20 protein-coding genes and 1 pseudogene are annotated in these 24,305 nt (G+C 53.6%); 1 reads left to right on the top strand and 20 read right to left on the bottom strand.

All coding sequences use genetic code 11. The features are described from left to right. Positions 1-46: 46 nt before the first annotated feature. The 3 genes from ACGHP1_RS03975 to ACGHP1_RS03985 all read right to left on the bottom strand — a co-directional run bounded on the left by ACGHP1_RS03975 (position 47) and on the right by ACGHP1_RS03985 (position 7,211). Complete coding sequence (locus ACGHP1_RS03975; RefSeq protein WP_215697279.1) at positions 47-379, bottom strand: plasmid mobilization protein; 333 nt, start codon at positions 377-379, stop codon at positions 47-49. After that, positions 376-6,681 (bottom strand): DEAD/DEAH box helicase family protein, encoded by a 6,306-nt coding sequence (locus ACGHP1_RS03980; RefSeq protein ID WP_390507848.1) that lies wholly within the window; start codon positions 6,679-6,681, stop codon positions 376-378. The genes ACGHP1_RS03975 and ACGHP1_RS03980 overlap by 4 nt, the downstream gene beginning before the upstream one ends. Before the next feature lie 173 nt (positions 6,682-6,854). Continuing rightward, the gene (locus ACGHP1_RS03985) at positions 6,855-7,211 is read right to left on the bottom strand and encodes a TnpV protein (protein WP_215698377.1); all 357 of its coding nucleotides are present in this window, start codon (positions 7,209-7,211) and stop codon (positions 6,855-6,857) included. Between the two features lie 160 nt (positions 7,212-7,371). On the opposite strand from ACGHP1_RS03985, the gene ACGHP1_RS03990 reads away from it, so the two are divergent. Beyond that, the gene (locus ACGHP1_RS03990) at positions 7,372-7,740 is read left to right on the top strand and encodes a hypothetical protein (protein WP_390507851.1); all 369 of its coding nucleotides are present in this window, start codon (positions 7,372-7,374) and stop codon (positions 7,738-7,740) included. Between the two features lie 451 nt (positions 7,741-8,191). Here ACGHP1_RS03990 and ACGHP1_RS03995 read toward each other — a convergent pair whose 3' ends face one another. The 17 genes and pseudogenes from ACGHP1_RS03995 to ACGHP1_RS04075 form a co-directional block, all read right to left on the bottom strand. Then, on the bottom strand, positions 8,192-9,718 hold the full coding sequence (locus ACGHP1_RS03995; protein WP_097840383.1) for a hypothetical protein: 1,527 nt from the start codon (positions 9,716-9,718) through the stop codon (positions 8,192-8,194). A gap of 54 nt (positions 9,719-9,772) precedes the next feature. Next, positions 9,773-10,225, bottom strand: a complete 453-nt coding sequence (locus ACGHP1_RS04000) for a VOC family protein (protein ID WP_005945543.1) — start codon at positions 10,223-10,225, stop codon at positions 9,773-9,775. Positions 10,226-10,328: 103 nt separating this feature from the next. Beyond that, positions 10,329-10,532: a transposon-transfer assisting family protein gene (locus ACGHP1_RS04005; RefSeq protein WP_044954181.1), complete on the bottom strand. Its 204-nt coding sequence runs from the start codon at positions 10,530-10,532 to the stop codon at positions 10,329-10,331. Then, entirely contained in the window at positions 10,522-11,037 is a 516-nt protein-coding gene (locus ACGHP1_RS04010; protein ID WP_302276719.1) for a YodL domain-containing protein, read from the bottom strand. Before ACGHP1_RS04010 ends, ACGHP1_RS04005 begins: the two co-directional genes overlap by 11 nt. An 8-nt stretch (positions 11,038-11,045) precedes the next feature. Further along, a complete protein-coding gene (locus tag ACGHP1_RS04015; protein WP_302276717.1) occupies positions 11,046-11,933 on the bottom strand; it encodes an LPD16 domain-containing protein in 888 nt (295 codons plus the stop codon). Beyond that, positions 11,933-13,975 carry a DNA topoisomerase 3 gene (locus ACGHP1_RS04020; protein ID WP_390509805.1) on the bottom strand — a complete coding sequence of 681 codons (2,043 nt, stop codon included), beginning with the start codon at positions 13,973-13,975 and terminating at the stop codon, positions 11,933-11,935. Before ACGHP1_RS04020 ends, ACGHP1_RS04015 begins: the two co-directional genes overlap by 1 nt. Before the next feature lie 98 nt (positions 13,976-14,073). Next, entirely contained in the window at positions 14,074-14,805 is a 732-nt protein-coding gene (locus ACGHP1_RS04025) for a DUF4366 domain-containing protein (protein ID WP_215698405.1), read from the bottom strand. Then, positions 14,789-15,055, bottom strand: coding sequence for a DUF4315 family protein (locus ACGHP1_RS04030; protein ID WP_215698407.1), 267 nt, complete (start codon positions 15,053-15,055; stop codon positions 14,789-14,791). Before ACGHP1_RS04030 ends, ACGHP1_RS04025 begins: the two co-directional genes overlap by 17 nt. A gap of 13 nt (positions 15,056-15,068) precedes the next feature. Beyond that, complete coding sequence (locus tag ACGHP1_RS04035; protein WP_390507855.1) at positions 15,069-16,802, bottom strand: CD1108 family mobile element protein; 1,734 nt, start codon at positions 16,800-16,802, stop codon at positions 15,069-15,071. Then, entirely contained in the window at positions 16,799-19,192 is a 2,394-nt protein-coding gene (locus ACGHP1_RS04040) for a VirB4-like conjugal transfer ATPase, CD1110 family (protein WP_390507858.1), read from the bottom strand. The genes ACGHP1_RS04035 and ACGHP1_RS04040 overlap by 4 nt, the downstream gene beginning before the upstream one ends. After that, on the bottom strand, positions 19,164-19,529 hold the full coding sequence (locus ACGHP1_RS04045) for a PrgI family protein (protein ID WP_112122161.1): 366 nt from the start codon (positions 19,527-19,529) through the stop codon (positions 19,164-19,166). Before ACGHP1_RS04045 ends, ACGHP1_RS04040 begins: the two co-directional genes overlap by 29 nt. Before the next feature lie 13 nt (positions 19,530-19,542). Next, entirely contained in the window at positions 19,543-20,409 is an 867-nt protein-coding gene (locus ACGHP1_RS04050) for a VirB6/TrbL-like conjugal transfer protein, CD1112 family (RefSeq protein WP_390507860.1), read from the bottom strand. A 272-nt stretch (positions 20,410-20,681) separates the two neighbouring features. Beyond that, a complete protein-coding gene (locus tag ACGHP1_RS04055) occupies positions 20,682-21,125 on the bottom strand; it encodes a hypothetical protein (RefSeq protein ID WP_112122232.1) in 444 nt (147 codons plus the stop codon). After that, complete coding sequence (locus ACGHP1_RS04060; RefSeq protein WP_005943070.1) at positions 21,103-21,585, bottom strand: DUF3990 domain-containing protein; 483 nt, start codon at positions 21,583-21,585, stop codon at positions 21,103-21,105. The genes ACGHP1_RS04055 and ACGHP1_RS04060 overlap by 23 nt, the downstream gene beginning before the upstream one ends. Positions 21,586-21,669: 84 nt before the next feature. Continuing rightward, on the bottom strand, positions 21,670-21,885 hold the full coding sequence (locus tag ACGHP1_RS04065) for a Maff2 family mobile element protein (RefSeq protein WP_055186938.1): 216 nt from the start codon (positions 21,883-21,885) through the stop codon (positions 21,670-21,672). Positions 21,886-22,025: 140 nt separating this feature from the next. Further along, positions 22,026-23,791 (bottom strand): annotated as a pseudogene (locus tag ACGHP1_RS04070) (VirD4-like conjugal transfer protein, CD1115 family). Continuing rightward, on the bottom strand, positions 23,788-24,258 hold the full coding sequence (locus ACGHP1_RS04075; RefSeq protein ID WP_181573326.1) for a PcfB family protein: 471 nt from the start codon (positions 24,256-24,258) through the stop codon (positions 23,788-23,790). Before ACGHP1_RS04075 ends, ACGHP1_RS04070 begins: the two are co-directional and overlap by 4 nt. Positions 24,259-24,305: the final 47 nt, after the last annotated feature.

Here is a 24,305-nt window from a genome sequence, read left to right on the forward strand (position 1 = left end):
GTTGCCGCCTATGTACCCCCGCAGCCCTCCAACTACGGGGAGAAATTTAGAGATCAGCCAGCCGGGAAAGGATCTGCCGACCAATCTCAATCAGTTCATCCAGCCGCTGCCGCAGGTCCTCCATGTCGGCGGCATAGACCCGACCATTTTCATTGGCGGCTTTGGCGTACTGGTTCAGGTTATTGCTGCACATTTGCAAAAGATACGCCATGCGCCGCAGTTGCGGCAGGTCAAGATTCAGGCAGTAGCCATCCAGAGCCATTTTTCGGATATAGGAGCTCAGGCTGCGGATGCCCATGCCCAACATCTTTTCATAAATGCGGCTTTTCTCAGCTTTTGTTGTTCTCAGGATAATGATTTCATCCCGCTTTTCCCTCACCGGGCATCACCGTCCTTGTCGTAATAACTGCGGAAGGGCTTCACCGGCTCCGGTTTATCCGACTTTTCCTCCAGTGCCGCCAGCACCGAGGGGCGGCGAGGGGGGTCCTCCTGTTCTTCCTCGTCCTGTTCCGGCTCGTGGCTCTTTTCGTCCACATCCAACTGGGCGTTCAGCTCTGCAAGTCGTGCCGACTTCTCTGCCAATTCTTCCTCCTGTGGGAATGGTTTCTCAACCTCGATCTGCGCTGCCGCCTGCTGCTGATGCAGGGTGTCCAGTTCGTTTTCTGCGGCGGTGATGCGCTCTGGGAAGTTGTTCAGGGAGTTGTCCAGACGGATAATGTTGCCCAGAGGGTCGGTGCCCAAGGGTACCGTGTACTTCCGCTGCCCCTTCAAAAGTGCCTGATACTCGCTGCGGAAGGTATCGAACCGCAGGGACAGTTCAAAGCCCCGGTAGCTGCCGATGACTTTTTCCTCGGCATTGGGCAGTTCGGAGCAGGCAAGCACCAGACGCTCACCGGCGGTCTTTTTCTCGTCGTAGGCAACGCCCTTGATGACCATGCCGCAGAACTCTTCTTTGCCCTGCGGGTGGGTGGCGGCAAGCTGTGCATCCGCTTTCAGCCCGGCGATGTGGGCGTTCGTTTCCTGAATGTCAGCCGGGAATTTTGTCAGCAGCTTGTCTTGCAGACGGAATTTCTGGCTCTGGTGGTCGGCTTTCAGAACCTTGAGTTTTGCGACCTGCACATCCAAATCCATCTTCTCCTTGATGAGCGGATTTCCGGCGCACAGTGCCTTGATCTCCGCATAAGAAAGTGCCTGCTCGTCCACATCCTCGCAGGAGCGCACCGGGGATTTGCTGGTCATAATCTGGCTGATAAATCGCTGTTTATTTTCAAGGGTCTGAAAGAGGTAGCTGTCAAATGTCCCTTCCGTAACGTAATTGAACACCTTGACTTCCTTATTCATGTTGCCCTGCCGGATGATGCGACCGTTGCGCTGGGTCATGTCGCTGGGTTTCCAGCCAACATCCAGATGATGCACCGCCACAAGCCGGGACTGGACGTTGGTGCCCGCTCCCATTTTTGCAGTGCTTCCGAGCAAAACTCGCACATCGCCGGAGCGCACTTTGGAGAATAATGCCGCTTTTTTTGCTTCGGTATCGGCGTTGTGGATAAACTCGATCTCATTTTCCGGTACACCAACGGCAATCAGCTTTTTGCGAATGTCATCGTAGACGTTGAAATTGCCATCGTTTTTCGGTGTCGAGAGGTCGCAGAATAAAAGCTGGGTCAACTTCTGGTCTTTGCCTTCCTCCCAGATCTTCAGCACATTCTGAACGCATACGTTCAGCTTGCTGTTGGGGTCGTCGGGCAGCATGGGGTTCATCAGGCGAACGTCCAAGCCAATCTTGCGCCCATCGTTGGTGACGCAGAGCATATTGTCCACGGACGCATCCACGATGCCGGAGTGGATATCTGCGGCACGTTTGCTCAGTTCCTGCACCATTTCCTTTTGAATTTCGGACGGCTTTGCCACCACGGTTTCAAACTTTGCGACCGGCACCGGCAGATGAAGCTGGTCGCTAGTTTTAATGTCCGCAACCTCCTTGAACATGGACATCAATTCCGGGAGGTTGAAAAACTTGGCGAACCGGGTGCGGGCACGGTAGCCGGTACCCTCCGGGGCCAGTTCGATGGCCGTGGTCGTCTCACCAAAGGTGGATGCCCAGCAGTCGAAGTGAGTCAGCTTTTTCTGCTGCAAGGTGCTGTACTGCAAATACCGCATGACCGTGTACAGTTCGGTCATGGAATTGCTCACGGGCGTGCCCGTGGCGAACACCACGCCCCGCCCGCCGGTGATCTCATCCAGATAGCGACACTTGCCGAACATATCGCTGGATTTCTGCGCTTCGCTGGTGGATAATCCTGCGACATTCCGCATTTTTGTGGTCAAAAAGAGGTTCTTGTAGAAATGTGACTCGTCCACAAAGAGCCTGTCAACGCCCAGTTGTTCAAAGGTGATCACATCGTCTTTGCGCTCATCGGAGCGCAGTTTTTCCAGCTTGGTTTCCAGCGTTTTCCGGGTCTTTTCCATCTGCTTGATGGAGAAATTCTCACCTGCGTGAACTTTCAGCTCATTGATGGCGGCAAGCGTTTCATAAATTTGCTCCTGAATGATACGTTCCTGCCGCTCAAAGGACAGCGGGATGCGCTCAAACTGGCTATGCCCGATGATGACGGCATCGTAGTCCCCAGTGGCGATGCGGGCACAGAATTTTTTGCGGTTGGCAGTCTCAAAGTCCTTGCGCCGTGCTACCAGCAGCTTGGCATTGGGGTAGAGGTTCAGAAACTCGCTTGCCCACTGCTCCGTCAAATGGTTGGGCACTACGAAAAGGCTTTTCTGGCACAGCCCCAGCCGTTTTGCTTCCATGGCGGATGCCGCCATTTCGTAGGTTTTGCCTGCGCCAACTTCGTGCGCAAGCAGCGTATTACCGCCATAAAGCACATGAGCGATGGCGTTGCGCTGGTGCTCTCGGAGGGTGATCTCCGGGTTCATGCCGACAAAATGGATGTGGGAGCCATCGTATTCACGGGGTCTGGTGCTGTTGAACAACTCATTGTACTGTTTTACCAGCGCAATGCGCCGCTGGGGGTCTTGCCAGACCCAGTTGGCAAAAGCATCCTTGATGACCTGCTGTTTCTGTTGCGCCAGCATAGTCTCCCGCTTGTTCAGCACACGCTTGGGCTTGCCCTCGGCATCCTCGATCGTGTCATAGATGCGGACATCTTTCAGGTTCAGGGTCTCCTCCAGAATCTTGTAGGCATTGGCACGGGATGTGCCGTAGGTCTCGGAGGAGATAATATCGCCCCGCCCGGTGGCGGTCTTGCCCTCCACACGCCATTCTGCGGTATAAGGAGAATACCTCACTTTGACTGCATGGCGCAGATAGTAGGGGATCTGGAACGTCTCGGTCATAAACTTCTGAATAATGTCCGGGTTCAGCCATGTTGCGCCCAACCGCACATCAATTTCTGAGGCTTCCAGTTCTCTGGGCTGCGCCTTGGTCAGCGCATCCACATTGACCACAAACTCCGGGTTCGTTTCGGCGGCGAACTGCGCCATTCGCAGCTTTGCCCGGACATCGCCGGACAGGTACTCGTCTGCCATCTGCCAGCCGGCTTCCGGGTCAGTGGGGTCGGCGGCAGGGTCCTTGAAGATCACACCGGACAGTTCAGTGGTAATGCGCCCATATTCGCCGGGGGTGCCCAGCAGTTCTGCCATATAGGGCAAGTCCACTTTGCCATGCTCACCAATAGATACCGCCAACGCTTCGCTGGGGGTATCCACGCTGGTGACGGTGCGCTCCGGGCGAATCGTCCGTTTCGTGAACATCGCCGCCTTGCTCTTGAGCTGCCCCTGCTCGTCCAGATTTTCCAGCGAGCACAGCAGATAATACGAGGAATCCTGCTCAAACAGCCGCCCGTTTTTGCGGTCGTTCAGCAAGCCATACTTTGCGGTAAAGGCATCGTAGGCGGCGTTCAAACGCTCCTGTGTTGCCTTGATATCCTCGTCCGGGTAGTCGTTCAACTGCTGGTCAATCAGTTCGTTGACGATCTGCCGCAGCTCTACCATGCCGGTGACACGCCCCTTGGCGGTGTCGGACAGTTCCACCTGTGTCATCACGGAATTTTCCCGGTAGAACACTTCGCCGTCCACCACGGTGTAGCTGAAATTCTTCACGTCCGGGTCGGCAGGCAGGGTGCGCCGGGTGGTTTCTTCCTCGGCAATGTCGGGGGCATCTACCTCGGCGGCAGTATACTGTCCTTCGATGTGCTGCACCGCCTCAGCAAGCTGGTCGGCAAGGCTGGTGCCCTCAATGGGGGCAACGGTCAATTCCTCTCGTCCATACTGGGTGCTTTCGGTGGAGAGTACGCCCAGAATCATCTCCGGGTGGTCTGCGAAATACTGGTTGATGGCAAAGCCATCCTCGGTCTTGCCCAACTGCACCCATGCAGGTTCGATGTCCGCAGGGCGGTCACGCTTCTGCAAAAAGATAATATCGCTGACAACATCCGTGCCTGCATTTGCCTTAAACGCATTGTCGGGCAGACGGATAGCCCCCAACAGGTCAGCACGCTCTGCCATGTGCTTGCGGGCAGTGCTGTCCTTGCTGTCCATGGTGTAGCGGCTGGTCAAAAAGGCAATTACGCCGCCCGGTCTGATCTGGTCAATGACTTTCGCAAAGAAATAATTGTGGATACTAAATCCCAGCTTGTTGTACGCCTTATCGTTGACTCTGTATTGACCAAAGGGCACGTTGCCGACAGCGAGGTCATAAAAATCACGGCGGTCGGTGGTCTCAAAGCCAGCAACAGTAATGTCAGCCTGCGGGTACAGTTTTTTCGCAATGCGCCCGGTGATGCTGTCCAGTTCCACGCCGTACAGTCGGCTGTCCTGCATGGTGTCCGGCAGCATTCCAAAGAAGTTGCCCACGCCCATACTAGGTTCCAGAATATTACCGCTGCGAAAACCCATGCGCCCCACGGCATCGTAGATACTACGGATGACGGTAGGGCTGGTATAGTGGGCGTTCAGGGTGCTGGAACGGGCGGCGGCGTATTCGTCCTCGGAAAGCAGTCCTTTCAGTTCGGCGTATTCCTTTGCCCAATTGTCTTTGCCGGGGTCAAAAGCATCCGCCAGACCGCCCCAGCCCACATACTGGGAAAGGACCTGCTGCTCCTCGGCGGTGGCACCCCGGTGCTCCTCCTCCAAACGGAACAGGGTGCGGATGGCTTCAATGTTCCGGGCGTACTTCTGCTTAGGACCTCCGACACCCAAATCATCATCCGTGATGCGGAAGTTCCCGGCAAGTTCAAGTGTGGATCGTTCCGGTTCAACTGCATCCAGAGCAGGTGATTTTGAGCCAATCGTCTGGATCACAATATCATAAGGCATACGGTTTTCTTCAGCAGGGTATATGGCAACTGTTTTTACAGTATCATCTGGCTGCGTAGTAACCTGTTCATTCTGCCGCAAGCTATCCTCGAATTGTCGTTTGTTGATAACTTCGTTATCCCACGACTGCCCCTGTGCGCTGGTGTCGATGCGCACATCCGTTTCACCCACATAGCCAACTTTCCCCTCAATAGTTCGAGTGGGGAGTTCGACCACAACATTGTCACCGACCTTGTAATCGGGCAGGGGGGATTCCATCATATCCTGCTCCTCGTACAACTCCCGGACAAGCGCCAGCGGTTCCTCCCGGAAAACTGGTATCCGCATTTCTGCCAGTGCCACATCTTGCAGGGTCACGCTGCCCTTATCGAAGTTGACCGTATCCACCCGGAAGGAACGTCCCTCCATGTGGACGATAGCACCCAGCGGAAGATAATCTTCCCGGCGCAGATACTTGGTTTGGTAATGGGTGCCGTCCTCATTCAGCCCGGCAAGATAGACGGTCTCGCCGCGCTGCCACAGTTGTTTGGCACGGTATGCCCACTGGTCGCGGGGAAAGCCGATGACCGGGACGGTGCCCAGTGCTGTTTCTTTTTCCAGAAGTTTGCCGCCCAGAAGTTCGCAGACCTTCCGGGCATCCTCGCCGTAAAACTCAAACTGCCCGTTCTGCTCAAAGCCTACCAGCGCATCCGGGTACTGTTCCTTCAGGGCGTTGTACTCGGTTGCGGCATCCAACGGTAGCAGTGCTGGGCGTTCGTCTGCTTTGCTGTGGTAGTGCTCCAATTCCTCGTCCGTGACGCTGACCAATTCCGAAAAATCCAGAGCCTCCAACTCGGTTTCGGTCAGATCTTCCAGACTTTCGTACTGCCGCTCGTCGATCAGCACCTCGCCCAGATACCGCTCCACACGGTATCCCACCAGATCTACGTTGACCTGAATAGGAATATCTTCGTCGGTGGCGTGGGTGTAGGCAATGCCGATCTTGGACAGATTGGAGAAGTCTGGCTCGGAATCGTATTCTTCCTGACAAAACTCCCGAATCAGGTTTTTGGCATGGGTCAGGTCGGCATCCGGTTTTGCGCTGACGGGCGAAGGGGGCGTGTAATGCTCCTTTTCTTTGTCCGTCAGGTAACGGTCAGACTGAATCATCAGGTCGATATACTTTTCAACCCGATCCCAGCGGAGGAGCGTTTTCCGATGGTCGGGATAATGCTCAAACGTCAGCCCCTTGCTGTCATGGTCAAGCCAACCACTGCTTCCGTCCAGATAAGTGTGCGAGGAACCACCGGGGCCGTATGGTGCGTATTCTTTGGCGAGAGCTTTTGCCCGGAGCTTTCGGTCAGGCTGCATCTGATAAATTTGCCATATCCGAAGTTTGCTATCTTCAAAATTGGAACCTCTGCGCAGCGCATTTTCAATCTCGGCCTGAGACAAAACAAAAGCGGAGGGCGATTTTTCGCTCTCCGCTTGGTCGATGGATTCAATTTGTTCGGCTTCGGTGGGAATAGCCACATCGAAGAAACTTAGCTGTAAATCAGCTCGTTCATCACCAGTTCCTCGGCCTGTGCTTTCAGGCTGTTCATGTGCTGCACCCACTCCATCTGATGCCGCTCTTTGTTCGGAGCCGGGTTCTGCTTCAGCAGTTCCTGTATGGTCTGCTGCATCCGGCTCTCTGCGGTCTGTTCCACTTCCAACAGGTGCGGATGCAGAGTCCCCGACAGGAGCATCGAATTGTACAGCACCGGGCGATGCTCCATCAGATAAGTCCGGCGCAATCTGCCGTATTTGCCCAGTGCTTTCTCCTGCTGGGGCAGGGTCAGGTTCGGGAGCTGGTAGTCCCCGACGGTCGAGTAGGTCACGTTCCTGCTGTTCATATTCATACTGGCTCCTTTCTACATTGCGGCGGCGGATTGTCGTTTTTACGGTTCGTTCGATGTTGCGCAGCACATCCCGGCTGCATTCGCTGACTGCGGTGCCCAGCGCATACACGGCGGCAGGCGTGGAAAAAGAGAAGATGGCCTGAAAATCGTCACGGTCAAAATGACCGTCCGGCTCAAGGCCGCAGCGTTCCAGAACCGTATACAGGATGCTGATTGCGGCAGCAGATTTGAACTGGAACTCCTGTCCGGCTTCATCATAATCTATCAGGAACGAACCGTCAACGATGTCGAGAATGTCGCCGCTGTTGTTGTCCCAATAGGAATCCACCAGCTTGCCCGTCAGGTCAGAAATCTGCTGGCTGAGCCTTTCATGGTAAACGCCGTACTCTCTGGCAATCATTTCCGACACAGGCTGCATCAGATCGGGGCCGAGCTGCCACACCTCCGGGTCACGGGAATTGCGGCGCACCCCGGTGTCGCTCACATCAAAGACATAGTGCAGACGCGGCACACTGCTGGACTGGTCTAACAGTGCGATGCCCTTGGAGCCGCGCCGGACATAGCGGTTCATGCGATTGTTCCAGATGTCGAAGCTGGCGCAGGCAGTGGCATCAGGCCGCTGGGCGTAGATCATGAGCTGGTCTGCAAAGGGGTACTTGTACAGCCGGGATGCAGTGGTCAAATAGTCCGTCCAGCTTTCCCAGTACCGGGTCAGACCATTCGCCGTGCGCTGGGCAAGGGCGAGATATTCTTCGGTTTTGCTTGGCATAGCGTTCCTCCCTTCAATCTCGTTGTAAACAAAAAAGCGAGCGGCCTTTTCAGGTCACTCGCTTATGGAATCTATGGTAGTTTATAGCATGAATGGAAGCATTCTATCAAGCCCACTTTTTGCGGGTTATGAAAAAATTTCGGAACAATGCCCTATGACATTATCCCAGTTGACAACCATCGACAAACTGAAAGTCGTCATCGTATTCCTGTTATATAAGGTTGATCGTCGTTTCATCAAAATTCTTAATACTGAACATTGTGCACCACTCTACATCATCCCGAACCGGCTCAAAGTGCAGTGCTGAGCAAGCAGCATAAAGCCTGCCTTGTGATTTTTCTCCAGTCATAATCACTGTTGGTCCGTCAGCTCCACCGATAATGCCTACGCAAGCATTATTTTGGGTTTCCGGCGTGAAGGAGTCTCCCTCCACAGCAATTTCCATAGGCTTATCTCCATCGCAGCAATCACAAATCGAGATATCTTCCTCCGATTCAGGGAAAAGCGTATAACGCATGACGGTAAAATGTGTCGGATAAACCCAGCGGTCAGAACCGAAACACTTTTGAGGAATTGTTTGTTGCTCTATTTCCTGCACGGTCAATGTATAGTTTGTTCCGCTGACCGGATGGAGGAAAGAAAACGAATCACCGGGAGCGTGTGTCTGGAAATGTGGTCCCGGCACACGGCATGGCCGTTGCTCCATCGTAAGGGAGAGGGATTTTATTTCAGGACGGCGTTTGCTTGTCCACGGAAATGCCGCCCGAAAAATCATCCACCCATAGGATGTATCCAAATCATAGTGTTCCAATGCCCACTTTGCTTCCGCTTCATTGATCATCCCGTCTGGCAAACATGGATTAAAGACCACCGAGCAACCGTGGGAGGTCAGCATTGTTTTCCCGTTCAATTCCAAACGAGGAATAAAGTCAAGACAAAGTGGATTTTCTAAATCTATTTGCAGTTGCTGCTCCTGCGTGAAGTATTCACAAGAGTCGTTTTCGGGGTGTAAATCCCATTTAGTCATGAACTTGCGAATGTCTTCCTCCGGGGTACGCATACAAAAGTCCACAACGAACCCCTTGCTGCACGAATACGCCGCAGGAATGATCCAATGATGCCCGGCCCATTCAAATTGCTGATTCAAGGGGACTTCTGTTCCGGCACGTTCTTTTCCCGAATGTCCCCAGAAGTTTCCCTCAAAGTAGACTTTCCACTCCGGGATAGCTGGTTTTGCGTTCTGGTCCACAACATCGTAATATTCTTTGGTGTACTTGATTTTGCTGTAATCAAAAGATGCCTGAAGCTCTTTGATATATGCCCATGGCCGCTCCATTGGCATCAGCTTTAATTTCGTAGCGACAAGCGCAAGGGTTTCCTGCTGCTCCTGCGTGGGAGGGTTGTCCTGTAAGAAGGTTTCAAATTGTGCCTTATCCCACATCCATGCCTGCTCCAATGCTGCCACATCGCCGCAGGCAAGCAGTAGCCGCAGAAAATCAGCGAAATTTTTTGCCAACGGATGAACATAGTTTGGAAATGTGTTCGCCGGGCTGACAGCAAAAACCATACCGCCAAAGCCACGAACAAAACAGAAGTGGATTCCATCCACACCGGTCCAACCAAATACAGACGCACCCTTTGGTGTGCAAAAATACGGTTCGTTATCTGTACGGCGTTCTACGCCTAAGGATGAAAGATCAATGTCAGTCTGTAATAATTTCTGAAATGTTTTGTCCATCGGCTGATCCTCTTAAACAGGAAGTTGGCAATTTCCTATACCTATGATTTCTTATCAAAGAGTTTGCATCATTTCAAGGATAATGCCATCCGGGTCTCTGAAATAAAAAGCTCGGCTCTCCCCAAATCCATTTGCTCTAAAGTCGAAATACTGCGGTTCAGATAAGCACTCAACATGGTTTTCGATAAGGGTTTTATAGACAGAATCAATGTCATCCGTATAGAAACATACTTCCGAGATGGATGTCGTAAACAAATCTGATTGTTCTTTATGGATCTCGCTATCTACGAACTGAATCAGCTCGACCGGTGGCGTTTCAATAGCCTTAGAACCGTTCAAATAAGCGACCCTTGCTTTGCAATTCGACTTGCGAAACATTTTATCGGTTTCTTTGCCTTCCATAAAAATCTCTCCTTGAAACGCAAGTCCAAGGATGTCTCTGTAGAAAGCAACCGAGCGATCCAAGTCAGAAACGGTCAATCCAACATGATAAATTCTTCCAATCATATTTTTATAGCCTCCTGAGAAAATTCCGAGTTGTCGAGTTCAGTATACCACACCAAATGGCATTGTAAAAGAGAATATGTATGCCGCCCGCAGGCGGCAAAAGTCAGTCGAGCGGAAATTCCAACTCGGCAAACTCTGCATCGGTCACCAGTTTCAGCTTTTCGATAACGCCCTCCGACAGTTCTCGCAGGGCGGTTTCATCCGGCATCAGGTAGCACTGCATGAGCCGCAGTTCGTGGATAAGCCCTAGCCGGGTGCCGGAGTTGTAGAGCATCATCAGCATGAGTTCCTCGTGGTTAAAGTTCATGTCCATCCCTCGCTTTCCGGCAGACAGTGGGATTGCACTCCGGGGCATCGCACTTTTCCCTGAGATTCATCAGCACCGAAGGACGTTCCGGCTTTGTATCCAGAAACCCCGGCAGTTCCTTGAAGCCGATGCTGTCCACATAATGCACAGACACCTCGCCATTGCGTTTGAGTGCGATCACATCGCTGACCGACAGGCTGTGCCCCTCAAAATCCTGCGGACGGGAGAGGTTGAACATCTGAAATAGTTCTTCCAGAACCTCGTTGTCCGGCACATCCTGCCACATGGCGGGCAGATCAGCATAGTAGGTGACCTCGTAATGCTCCGGGTCGGGCGTTTTGCCTCGACGATTCAACTCCCGCATAGAAGCAAATCTTTCATCAAGGATTTTTTCGTCATGCCGCAGCTGCATCACCATATAAACATCGCACCCTGCGTTCAGAAACTTCTGCGGGATGTCCGTCATGGGTTCACCGTCAAAATTCTGGTTCCATTTTTGCTGCATCGTCCACCTCACAGTTCTGGCGCAGAACGTGCAGAGGATTTTGGCGCAGACGCATCACTTGCCAGTTCTGCCAGCTTTTCCAGTGTGGAAGGGCGATGGTCTGCACTCAGTTCCTCGGCTTCCGCAACTTTATCCATGACTGCATCGTAGTCCTGCAGTAGCCGCCGGCCCTTTTCCATGTGGTGTGCTTCCAGAATCTGCTCACGGGCTTCCTGAATGGTCAGTTCCGGGGCACCCAGCTGCCCGCCGTCCATCACAGAATAATCGCTGTGGTAGAGGGTGTAGTCCCATCCATCCTCACAGGACTGGATGGCAAGGTAGCCTTTGCCGCCCAGTTCCCATGCAGCCTGCTCGTCTTGTGTCTGAATTTCCGGGTAGAAGTCGGCATGGTTCCGTTCCATGACCTCGGCAAACTGGCAGATGTGGAACACATTGCCCAAACCGCCCATGTCAAAGTGGTAATCATCCAGATGTTCCAGCCGTGCCGTAAAGCTGCGCCCATCCGGGTAATCCACCTGTACAACTCCGCCATCGGGAATGCGGTAGAGGTCGTCATAGTGGCTGTTGATGAGACGAATATCCTTCGGCAGCGTTTCAGGCTCCCAGATGCGCCGTCTGCCGATACCAGCTTGCGGGATGTTTTCGAGGATCTTTACGCTTTCCTGTTGGATGACCTTGCGGTCATCGTCCGAAAGTTCAAACAGATACCAGTTCCGGGCGGCAGGAATGGCGTTCCTGCCATCGGGCGGCAGGTTCTTTTCGGAAATCTGCCCGCTTTCCAGCGGCTCGCCGGTCACCTTGTTGTAGGTGGCAAAGCCGACTCCTGCACCGTTTTCCCGGAGGTGGAGATAGCGTTCATCGTTGATAAGGTAAACCGCTTCTTTTTTCTGCTCCATCAGCAACCACCCTCAAATTCCAGAGAAAACTTGCTGCGGCCATCCGCCTCGGTGCCCAACAGCACGGTTGCATTGTAGGTCTTGCCCTTGGCGCTCTTGCAGTCCTTCAGGCGGACCCGGCCATCCCGCAGCAGCTTGTCCGCCACATGAGCATCCAGCCGCTTGCCCAGACGCTTGAAGAACGCATTGTCCTTCCACAGTACGAAACGGCACTCCCGGTTCTCGCAGAACCAGCCCTTTTCACGCTCCACGACAGGCTTACCGCAGTTCGGGCAGACACCAATAATTTTGTTTTTCATAAGCGCATTCGCTCCTTTCGCAGCCTCGGTGGTCGTTACCAGCGAGGAAATCATCTCTTTGATTTCAGTCATAAATTCACCCGGCTCCATTTCGCCGCGTTCGATTTGCAGCAGTTTTGTTTCCCAATCGGCGGTCATTTCCGGGGATTGGATCTCTTCGGGCATCACAGTAATGAGGGCTTTGCCCTTGTCCGTGGGCAGAAGCACCTTGTTTTTCTTGGTGCCCTTGCGTTCCAGAAAACCCTTCTGCACCAGTTTTTCGATGGTGGCGGCTCTGGTTGCCGGGGTACCGATGCCCTGACGCTCCACGCCCTCCGGCATACTGTCCGCACTGGCGGTCTCCATAGCGTGCAGCAGGGTGTCCTCGGTAAAGTGCTTCGGCGGGGACGTTTGACCCTCCTTCAGCTCTGCGTTAAGGATGCCGCACTCGTTTTCTGCCGCATTGGGCAGGGCGGTGAGTTCCTGTTTTCGGTTCAGGATGTCGGCAAGCACCTTACGTTCCACCGCTTTCCAGCCTTCTTCCAGAACCTCCTTGCCCTTGGCGGTAAATTCCTCCCCGGCACATTCGGTGGTCAGCAGGGTTTCCAGATACCGGAAGGGCTTGCTGACTGCCATCAGCGTCCGGGCGATGATGAGCTTCAGAACGTTCTGCTCGCCTTTAGGCAGCGCTTCCAGATCGGCTTGCAGCATACTGCGGGTGGGCAGGATGGCGTGGTGGTCGGTGACTTTTTCCCGGTTGACGGTGCGCCGTGTCCGGGGTACAGCCTCGTCCACATCTTCTGGGGTAATGTCAAAAAAGCCTTCCAGTTCCTCGGTCAGCACCTCCAGCATTTCCTCGTCATCGTCGGTGATATAGCAGCTATCAGTCCGGGGATAAGTGGTAAGTTTCTTCTCATACAGGCTCTGCACATAGTCCAGCGTCTGCTGTGCGCTGTACCCCAGCAGGCGGTTGGCGTCCCGCTGAAGGGTGGTCAGGTCGTACAGCGGCGGCGGATTCTCGGATTTTTCCTTGCGGGTGATGCGCTGGATCGTTGCCACCATCTCCCTTCGACAGGCTTCCAGCAGGTTTTCTGCAACGGATTTTTCAGGAATGCGGCGGCTGGATGCCGTGCATCCGCTGGTCAGTTCCAGATCCACCGTGTAGAACTTTTCCGGCACAAAAGCGGCTATCGCAGCCTCCCGCACCACCGTCATGGCAAGCACCGGAGTCATGACCCGACCGACCGCTAAAGGTTGACCGTACAGACATGAAAAAAGCCGGGACGCATTGATGCCGACCATCCAGTCGGCACGTTCCCGGCAAAGTGCTGCGTTGTACAGCGCATCGTATTCAGTTGACGGTTTGAGATGGGCGAACCCCTCTCGGATGGCGTTTTCCTCCATGCTGGACAGCCACAGGCGGGAAAAGGGCTTTTTGCAGCCCGCTTGCTGGTAGACAAGGCGGAAGATTAGTTCGCCCTCACGCCCTGCATCCGTAGCGCAGATCACGCTCTCCACATCCGGGCGGTGCATCAGTTTTTGCAGGATGCCAAACTGTTTTTTGGTGGACGCAGAAACCAGATACTGCCACTTTTGCGGTAGAATGGGCAAATCTGCGATACTCCACTTGACGTATTTGGCATCGTAGATGTTGGGCGGTGCCAGTTCCACCAAGTGCCCCACGCACCAGCTTACCAGATAGCCGTTACCCTCCAGATAACCGTCTTTGCGGCTGGTTGCACCGAGGACTTTGGCGTAGGACATGGCAACGGACGGTTTTTCCGCTACGATCAATTTTGCGATAAAAATCCCTCCAATCTGTTTTGAATTGCAATATGTAGGCGGCAAACGCCGCCTTAAAATCAGATGGGTTCGGTATCTTCCTCGCCGGTCTCCTCCGGCTCATCTTCCACAGGAATTTCAAAATCGCCCTTGTCCTCGGGGTAATTTGCATCGGGATCAAGGGCTTCTTTTTCGGCCTGCTTTTTCTGCCTCTGCTTTGCGAAAGCGTAGAAAATGCCGCCTGCCGCCAGTGCGATCAGCACGACTACGCCCAGAAAGCCGGATGCGATCTTTGTGACCTTGTTTTCCTTGGGCTGTTCCTCGCCGGATGCCGCTGCTTCTTCTGCGGCTTTCTTGGCTTCTTCCTCGGCTTTCAGCTTATCCTGTTCCGCCTGCGCCGCCGCTTCTTTTTCAGCGGTATAAGCATCGGCAGCATCTTCTTCCATCAGAGCCAGAAGGTCGGCTTCGTCCACAAGGTTCATAAAGTGAACGGTCTGCTGTCCCTTGGCGTTGCGGTCAATCACCAGATAGAAAGTCGCACCCGACTTCGACACCAGCGTAATGAACTGCTGTCCGCTGCCATCAGAATAGTTGGTGTGGTAGTCGTCCACCAGCGTCAGATTGCCCTCCGGGGTCAGGGCACCAGAGGTTTCATCTGTGATGGTGACAACATCCTCCTCCACCACTTCCGGCAGAACCGGCTGCTCCACCGGGGCAGCTTCGCCCTCAAAGGCAAAGGCGGGAGCGGCCATACCGATGCACAGCACCGCCGACAGCAGCAGTGCACCAAACTTCTTAAACTTCATCTTCATTTTCCTCCTTCTCAAACGAAGCTCCCACCGCTGCCAGTGCAGCCGGGTTCGGGGTAGTGGTGGCCGACTGCCGCAGCAGGGCGGCGAGCTGTTCCGGCGTGACCTTTGCAGTCCGCACCATCTCGTTGACCTCGGCGGAATCCTCCTCCTGAATGCGCCGTTCCAGAATCTCGATGCGGTTGTTCAGTTTGATGCGGCGCTCCTTCTCTTTTTCCAGCATCGCCCGCAGCTTATCCGATTTTTCGCTCATAAAACTCCTCCAATCATTTTGAAAGCCGTCCGAACCCGGCGAGATGTTTCTCCCAGTAGGACGAGTGAATGTTTGCGTACTTGATGGGGTCGCCAGCACTGACCATCATGCCGTTGCCCAGATAGATTCCGGTATGGCTCATGCCGGGGGTGTCGTAGGTCCCTTTGAAAAAGACCAGATCTCCGGGCTTTGCTTCGGCTTCGGAAATGTGCTGGCTTTTTTGCCACAAGCCGTTGGCGGTGGTGCGCCCCACATTGTAGCCGTTCTGGTTGTAGACCCAGCAGACGTAGCCGGAACAATCAAACCCGGTTTCCGGGGTAGAGCCGCCCCAGACGTAGGGTGTGCCCACATACTTTTGGGCTTCCTTGTAGATGGCGGCGAACTCGCTGTCCGTCAAGGCTTCTGCCGGAACCTGATAGTCGATGCCCGGTGTGCCGGAGCCGTCAGAACCACCGGGCGGCAGACCTCCATTAAAAAGATAAGGTCTGCCGCCCAAGGTGTCCTGAAAGATCTCGTACCGTTTCCATTGGTCGTTATTCAGTTCTTCCTGAATGACCACTTCCAAGCCACGATTGACCAGCTTGGTGTGGAAGATGCGGTACTCGTAGGGCACCTGCGTGGGGACTGGAATTCCTGCGGGAGTCATGACCCACACAGTCATATACCGGGTCTGCACCTCTACCCATGTGGTCAGCTTATACTGCTTTTTGAAGGTCTCCTTCAACTTGCCCTGCACCTCCGACCGGGTGTAATCGTCATACAAGGTGGTCAGGAACGAGGTCAACTGCCACGGGTCATGCTCGATGGGGTCGAGGTGGTACTGGTACTCGTTGTAGCCGGGATGGTCAGTGGGGGTGCGTTTGATCTTTTTGTCCAACTCTTTTTCCAGTTTTTTGTAGTCCTGTTCTGCACCCCGGATGTCCCGGTCCTCGGCGGAGTACATGGTCTGCCCGGACACCTGTGTGCCGCCGGAAAAGAGGATGCCGCAAGACGAGAAGCCGGACATCACCATGAGGATGAGCAAAAGAAAAACGCCCACGATTACCAGAACGTGTGCGTTGCTCTTGGCGGCATTCGCCAGCCCTTTCACGGCAGTGCTGACGGCAGTTTTGCCCTTTTCTACCGCCTGTTCCATGCTGGACCGGGCGGCAGATGCACCGTTGGATGCCGCTTTGCCACCTGCGGTCTGCGCCGCCGTGCCCGACCGGGCGGCAGCATAATAGCTCTGCCGGATATCCTGTTTCTGCCGCCACCGGGAAAGCCAGTTGGAACCGCCCTCACTGGTGCTGGATGCGCCTGCATCTTGTGCCGCAGTCGGCTCCGATGCAGAAGATCTTGCGGTTTTGGAGCCTTTCTTGCCCTGCATCTTGGCTTTCTTCTTGAGCTTCCGGGCATAGCGGCTTTTGGAAATATCACGGACATTTCCTGCCGCTTTTTCGCCCTCGCTCAACGCCTGCGTGCCCACATTGTCGTCCTCGTACTGGTTAACCTCCCGGTGCACCGCAGACCGGGCGGCATGGGCAGCGTACATCTCCCGCTTCTGCGCCTTACTCAACCGGCTCAGTTCGTCCGGGGTCAGTTCCGCCTTGCCAAACCGCAGATGCTGTGCCTTTTCCGCAGCTTTATCTGCATCGGTTTTCAGCTTTTTCTTTTTGGGCACCGACTGCTCCACCTTGGTTTTCTTCGGGGGAGAACGGGTCTTTTTGGTTGACGTTTCCTCTTTGATGTTCAGCTTCGGTTTACTCATTTCTGCGCGCCCTCCGAAACTTCACCCAACTTGGTGGTCATAATGCGGTAGAGTTCCAGATCGGTGGGGAAACGGTCCACAAACGGCAGAATGACATTTCCGAAAAACAGCAGCCCTTCGCCCTCGCCGGAGTGGGTAACGTAGGAAAGCTGATGGGGCGAAATATTGAGTTGCTTTGCGAGGATCTGCCGGTCTCCCGCCGCCTGATTCAGCATGATGATCATGTCCGAATTTTCAAAAATATTCTCGACCTCACGAGAAGAAAGAAGGTCTTTGACGTTCTGAGTTAGCCCCGTGGGAATACCGCCCCACTTGCGAAAACGCTTCCAAATCTCGACGGAATAAGCGGCAGTCTGCTCCTCTTTCAGAAGCAGGTGCATCTCGTCCATATAATACCGGGTGGACTTTCCGCTGCTGCGGTTTGCCGTAACACGCCCCCACACCTGATCCTGCACGATGAGCATTCCGAGCTTTTTCATCTGCTTGCCCAGTTCCTTGATGTCATAGCAGACGATGCGGTTGTTGACGTTCACATTGGTGCGGTGGTTGAACAGATTCAGGGAGCCTTTCACATAGATTTCCAGAGCCGTGGCAACATGGTGGGCTTCTTTTTCGTCCTGTTGGAGCAGGGCGTTGTACAAATCCTCAAGGATGGGCATATTCTCCGGGCAGGGGTCCGCAAAATATTTGCGATAAATGAGATGCACACAGCGGTCAATGACGGTTTTCTCCACCGGCAGCAGACCCTCCTTGCCACCCACCACAAGTTCGCACAGGGAAAGGATAAAGTCAGCTTTCAGGGAAAGCGGATTATCCTCCTCGGAGTAGTTGGCGTTGATGTCCATGGGGTTGATGAACTGGGTACTGTTGGGGCTGATTTTAATGACCTGACCTTTCAGCCGATTCACCAGAGGAGAATACTCTCCCTCTGGGTCATTCACGATAATATCATCATCTGTCACCAGAAACGCATTGGCAATTTCACGCTTTGCCGAGAAACTTTTGCCGGAGCCGGGAGTACCCAAAATCAGGCCATTGGGGTTCTTCAGCTTCTTCCGGTCCACCATGATAAGGTTGTTGGACAGGGCATTCAGCCCATAGTACAGGCTCTCTTTGCCGGACTGATACAGTTCCTGTGTGGTGAACGGGATAAAAATTGCCGTGCTGCTGGTGGTCAGACCTCGCTGGATCTCGATCTGGCAGTCTGCCAGCGGCAGGCTGCTCATCAGCCCCTGCTCCTGCTGAAAGTCCAGTCTGCACAGATTGCAGTTGTGCTTCTGGGCAATGGAGCTGGCCTGAAAGACGTTGTTTTCCAGTTCCTGCTCCGTGTGTCCGGTGTTCAGCACCAGAAAGGTGACAAGGAACATCCGTTCGTTCTGGCTCTGCAATTCTTTCAGCAGGGCTTTGGCATCTCTGCCGTAGGTCGCCAAATCCGACGGGATGATGTCAATATCATATCCGGCACGGATGGCTTTCTTCTGCTCCTCGATTTTGCTGCGGTCCAGTTCGGTGATGGTGCGCTTCACGGTCTTAATGGCACGGTTCTGATCGACACTCTGAATGTGCATAGTGACGATCTGCGAGGAATCCATGTCCAGAAAATCCTTCAAAAGCTGGTCGCTGATGTCGGATGCCGTGATGCTCAAGAAACTGGCGGCGCAAAAAATGCCGCCCATCTGGAACGTCCGGGAGTTTTTGAAGGCAAAGACGGTGGGTGCAATGGCATCCTTCACCGAAAGGCCGCTTTTCACAAGGTCTTTCCAGTCAAAGTGAAATTTGGATGCGCCGTCCATGTTGAACATATCGTGCATGAGTTTCAGCCGCTGGACACCGTTCAGGGGCTTTGCCTGCACCCCCAGCCGGTGAAAGTTGTTGAGCAAATCGTTTTGGATGTGGTCAAGCCGGGGCTTGACCTGTGCCATGCTTTCGCCCTCCACACCAAAGGTGATGAATTTGGTCTTGGTCAGACCATTATTGCCCTTGGCAAGCTGCTGGCGCAGCATCTGGGAATACTCCGCACGAACATCATCGAAACCATCTCGCTGGTACGGGATACGGATGCTTTTCTCAAACTCGGTGCTGTCGGTTGCCATGTTCACAAAGGACAGGTCAAATTTGATGCTGGAATCAAAGAAGTTCAGAAAACTGCACCATTCCTCAAAAATCGCGGTCTTATCCTCCTGCTGTGCCAACTGATAGTTGATGTCCTGATACTGGATGGTGCGGGTGTAGTAGTTGGGCTTCACCCGGCAGGTGCCATCCTCGAACATCCGCTGCATGGGGATGGACTGCTGGGCAGTCCGGGGCACAGCAGGCTTTGCGTTCTGCCTGCGCTTCTGCGCAGACTGCGGCTTACTGTGCTTACCGGTCTTTTTCCAAAACGGAATCATGGGTCACTCCTCCCTTCATAAGCAGTGCATAGTAGTTGTTGGTCTTGTAGGGGCGAATCTTCGGGCGGACAAACCGGGACTGCACATAGTACGACAGCAGCTTTTCCATGGGCTGACCGTTTTTCTCGTACATCCCAAGGAAGAACGCCGGCAGCATCACCGCCATCATACCGAGGGTAGCGGCAGTGTTGCCGCCGGAATCCCGGAGTACAAAAAACAGCGGCACTCCAATGAGAGCCGCTGTGCCAAAGCAGACAAGCTGTCGTTTGGTCAGATTGAATGCGACCTTCGATTTCACTTTTGTCAGGTCACGGGGAACAGAAATATACGCAGCCAATAAAGCACCTCCTTTAGTGCGCTCCGAGGACGGATTTGGTCACAGAGCTGGTCTTGAACAGGCTGAAACAAAGCAGAACGGTGTAGCCCACAATGCTCCAAATGGAGTTGATGGCATCCCCGGAAATCGCTACGCTCTGGATCAGCACAGCGTAAATTGCCACGCAGATGAGGATGAGAAAGCCCTGAAAACCCAGCGCAAACAGGCATTTCAGATAGTTCTGCCCCATGTGGCTCTGCTCGTGGTTGCCGAAAGTCGCCATGGGGATGGGCGCAAGGCTCACCATGCAGTAGATTTCAATCATACGCCCGTACACGATGACGAAAATAATAATGCTCAAGATCCGCATGGTGATGTCGATGAAGAAGGACTGCAAAAACAGCCCGAACAGGGGGCCTACATCCATCTGCATCAGGCTGGATTGCAGCATGGACAAACCAATGTCATTGACACGGGTGTTTCCGGCAATGATGCCGCTGGAATCGGACACTACCTTCTGGGTGATGTCGAACACCGCCATCACAATATCGAAGGTGTTGCTGATGAGCCACACCGAAACAGCGGTCTTAAAAATCCAGCGCATGATGAGGGCAGGCTCAAACTGCGCCATGTTGTTGTGCTGGGTGATCATCTCGATCAACTCGTAACAGGCGACGAAGGTCAGGATGATGCCTGCAATGGGCAGCACCACATTCCGAGAAAGAGCTTCGATCATCGCAAAAACGCGCGGCTCAAAGCTGGAGGGCTTGGTGCCCACCTGCTGTGCGATGTTGCCCACCTGCGTGTTTACATCGTCGAACAGGCCGGAAAGATTGGACATAATGCCTGCCGTCAGGATGCCTTTGATCCAGTCGGCAATGGCTTTAAGAACGGTTTCCATTCAGCAGTCACCGTCCTTAGCTGAAGTGGTTGATAAGGGTCTTGAGAAGGTTCAGGAGAAAAATAATGTGGGTCAAAAACTGCATAAGACACCGCCTTTCACTGATGGGTGGATAAAAAACACGGCTTGGGGCACGGACATTCAATAAAACTGCAAACCGCAGAGGGCTTTCCGCTGCTGCTCAAGCCGCTGTATGGAATAATCGCCTCAGAAGCCGATGAAAACAAAAATGCCGACTGCTTTTTGGCAATCGGCATAGGACAATAATTCAGTTATGCAAGCATTTTGCCCTCCAGATAGGAGCAGCGGAGATAATCAGGATTGGTGTAGTATACGTTGGAATTGAAATCGGAGATCTCATCCGTGATAAACGACGAAAAAACATCCAGAATTGCCTGTGCTGCATCATCATCCTTCATGGTGGACAGCACCAGCCCCTGGTACAGCATTCCGATGGAGGTTGCAGAAGGAACCGTGTAGCGGCACTCTGCGGCGGTATCAAAATCCCCCTCCGGGATGTTGAGATCTTCAATCAGCTCATCCGAAACCTGCTCAAAGGACAGGCAATGGTTTACTTCTGCCAGCCGGAGCTGCCGTTCGATGTCGGCTTTTGTAAAGTGACGGATCACATCCTGCCGATGATTTTTGGTCTTGCGGGCAATGGTCTCAATCAGGCTGCAAACATAGAGAACATCATTTTTCTGCTTTTCGGTCATGGATGGGTTCACTCCTCTCAAAGGTCAGGCAGTGCAAAGCGTTTACGGTGTGAAAGCTGATCTGGTGTGTTGGATGCTTGAATTTCGCCAAGGCCCAAAATGCTTCACGGCTGATCTGCCCGGACGTAAATCCGTTGACGTAATCCCAAATGGTGTCGTCTGCCATGGGTCCCTCCACAATATCGTAGGGATGGGTCTCGCCTGCACGACATTTTGCAATGAAATCCAGCCATTCGTCCGACATTTCAGGGAAACGCAGGATTTTCAGGTCGGGATTTTCTACATAGCGGTAGACGTTCACAAGGCCGTCGGCAGAACGGCGGTCTGCCCAGCGGTAGGCTTGCTGATAGTTGTTCGTGCAGTAGAATCCCCAAGAAAAGTCCTTTGTATACCGTGTGATACGGATTTCGGGATAGACAACTTCTTCTTTACTGCCATGATACAATAAAATCTCGCTCATCTGCGTCACCTTCTGTATGTGAGATGGTTACTATGGATTTCCTTATTATAATATGTACCGGGCGGCAACCGCCGCCCGCCGTTCTTAACCGAACAGGCCGCTCAGCAGGGGAATCAGGGTAATGCCGACCAGCGCAACGCCGCCGCCAGCCATGAGCTGCTTCATGCCCTGAGACTTGGAGCCGGGGTTGTCGTTACCATAACCTTCCAGCAGGTTGATGGCACCCCAAACGCCGAGACCGGCACCCAGAGCCACGACCAGAGTCTGAAGAACTTCGATAGCAGAGTTGAAGAATTCCATAGTCTTTTCTCCTTTATTATAAAGCGTTTTCGATCATTTGTACACACCCGAAATCTTATTGTTTTACACTGCATAACCGCAGCAAGGTTGATTTTCTGGTGCACTTTTCTGACCGGGATAAATTAAAAACGCCTACCGAGTCAGGCAGGCGGGAGCGAATCAGCGTCCACCACGATGAACTCATCACCGGGGTGGATTTTTTCTTTTCGGTTCAGATATTTTTCAATATCGAAGATATTTTTGGGGTCGTAATCCGAGGTCAGCTTATAGTTGGGGTGCTGGGTCAGGTCGTATTTGTCCGAAAGGAAGGGGCGCACACCACGCAACTGCAAAATGCACTTGCCGCCGTCCAGCACCGCCAGCTCGTCCCGGCTCAATAATTCATGCCCCATCTTCTGGAACGTAGTGCCGTAACTGGGGCTGTTGCCACGGGTGTCCGAGGTGTTGAAGGCGTCGATTGTTTCCTTGCCCAGCATTTCGGACAGGTCTTTCAGGGTAGTCGGCTCACTGCCGCCGAGAAAAATCTGGCTGTCCATGTTACCCACGATGGTGTCCGCATTGTCCTTGTAGATGGCTTTCAACTGACTTCTCGCCTGCAAAACAAGGCAGGCAGAGATTTCACGGCTGCGAATGGTCGCCACCAGCTTTTCCAGATTGGGAATCTGCCCGATGTTGGCGCACTCGTCGATAAGGCACCGCACATGGATGGGCAGCTTGCCGCCGTACACATCATCTGCTTTATCGCAAGTAAATTGAAAAGCTGGGTGTAAACCATGCTGATGAGGAAGTTAAAGGTTGAATCCGTGTCCGACATGATGAGGAACAACGCCGTCTTCTTATCGCCCAGCGTGTCCAGTTGCAGTTCATCGTACATGGTAAGGTCCCGCAACTCTTGGATGTCGAAGGGGGCTAATCTGGCACCACAGGAAATGAGGATGGATTTTGCGGTCTTTCCTGCGGCCAGCTTGTAAAGTTTGTACTGCCGCCCGGCAAAGCTGTTGGGCTTCTTTTTTGCCAGTTCTTCAAACAGCAGATCCACCGGGTTCTGGTATTCTTCATCGTCCTCCAGCACCTGCATGGTGTTCAGCATCTCCAGCAGAGTAGCGAAGTTTTGCTCCTCCACCGGGGCTTCATAGTGCAGATAGGCAATCAGGGCGGTGAGCAAAAGACGCTCCGATTTTTCCCAGAATGGGTCCCCGCCGGACCCTTCCCCCTTGGTGTTGGTCATCAGGGTTATGACCAGTTTCAGAATGTCCTTTTCGCTGTGGACATAGGCGAAGGGGTTATAGTGCATGGACTTTTTGAAGTTGATGGTGTTCAGGATTTTCAGCTTGTAACCGTTTTTCAGAAGTGCGTTCCCGCACTCGACCACGATACTACCTTTCGGGTCAGTGACCACATAGGAACTATGACATTGTAGAAGGTTGGGCTTGAGCCAAAACCGGGTCTTGCCGCTGCCGGAGCCGCCCACCACCAGCACATTTTTGTTCCGGGCGTTTTTGGGGTCCGGTGGGCGGTTGGACATCATCAGCCGTTCCGTTTTGGTCAGGATAATGTTGTCGGCAAATTTGGGAGCCATGAACGGCTCAATATCCTTGGCGGTGCCCCACCGGGCAGAGCCGTACTCCATGCCGTGGCGGTACTTCTTGGCGTTTTTTCCACGCAAATAAACCGCCAGCCGTAACCCTGCACCGCAGCACAAGCCCACCAGCAAATCAAGCGGATGCAGGCTGGGCAGAGGGTTTGCAAATGCCACCGAGATTGTGCCCATCATGGACATGATCTTATCGCCCAGTTCCTTGCCCTCGGAAAGCCGCCACGCTTCTCCGAAATTCGTTGCTACCAGACCCAGCAGGATATAGGGCAGACACAGCGCCAGCAGCTTTGTCAGCTTTTTCGTGGTCACAGTCCTCGCTCCTGTTCCTTGTGCCGGACTTTGCCGGGGAGTTCTGCCGCAGCCTGCACCAGTTCATGCAGTTTTGCCAATACGGAGGGGCGTTTGTCCTTGTTCAGCAGGGATGCCGAATACTCTTTGAACGCCGAGTTGAAGGCTTCTGCGTCCGGGGCTTTGAAAAAGACCAGATACCGGGGCGGCACCTCGGAGGTGTCCTTACGGATGGCGTAGTCGATGCCGTACTTTTTGGCATAGCGTTCCAGACCACGGATGCCGGTCTTGCTGATCTCCACGCTGGACACGCCCCGGTTCTGCCGCAGAAGAGTGCGGACGCTCTGCTTACCTTGGGATGCCTTGGACTGGTACAGCCGAAACGCCGCTTTAACTGCCCGCAGGACAGTCCGGGCAGACAGCTTCGTGGTGGAGATCATAATGTTGAATGTCTTTTGTTCGATTTCTTCCTGCAATTTCACCACCATCCCTTGCCGCCTGCATCAGCGCAGCCACGAAGAAGCCGCAGAGTGCG

Source organism: Faecalibacterium sp. i21-0019-B1, from assembly GCF_042852915.1.
GTDB lineage: Bacteria > Bacillota > Clostridia > Oscillospirales > Ruminococcaceae > Faecalibacterium > Faecalibacterium taiwanense.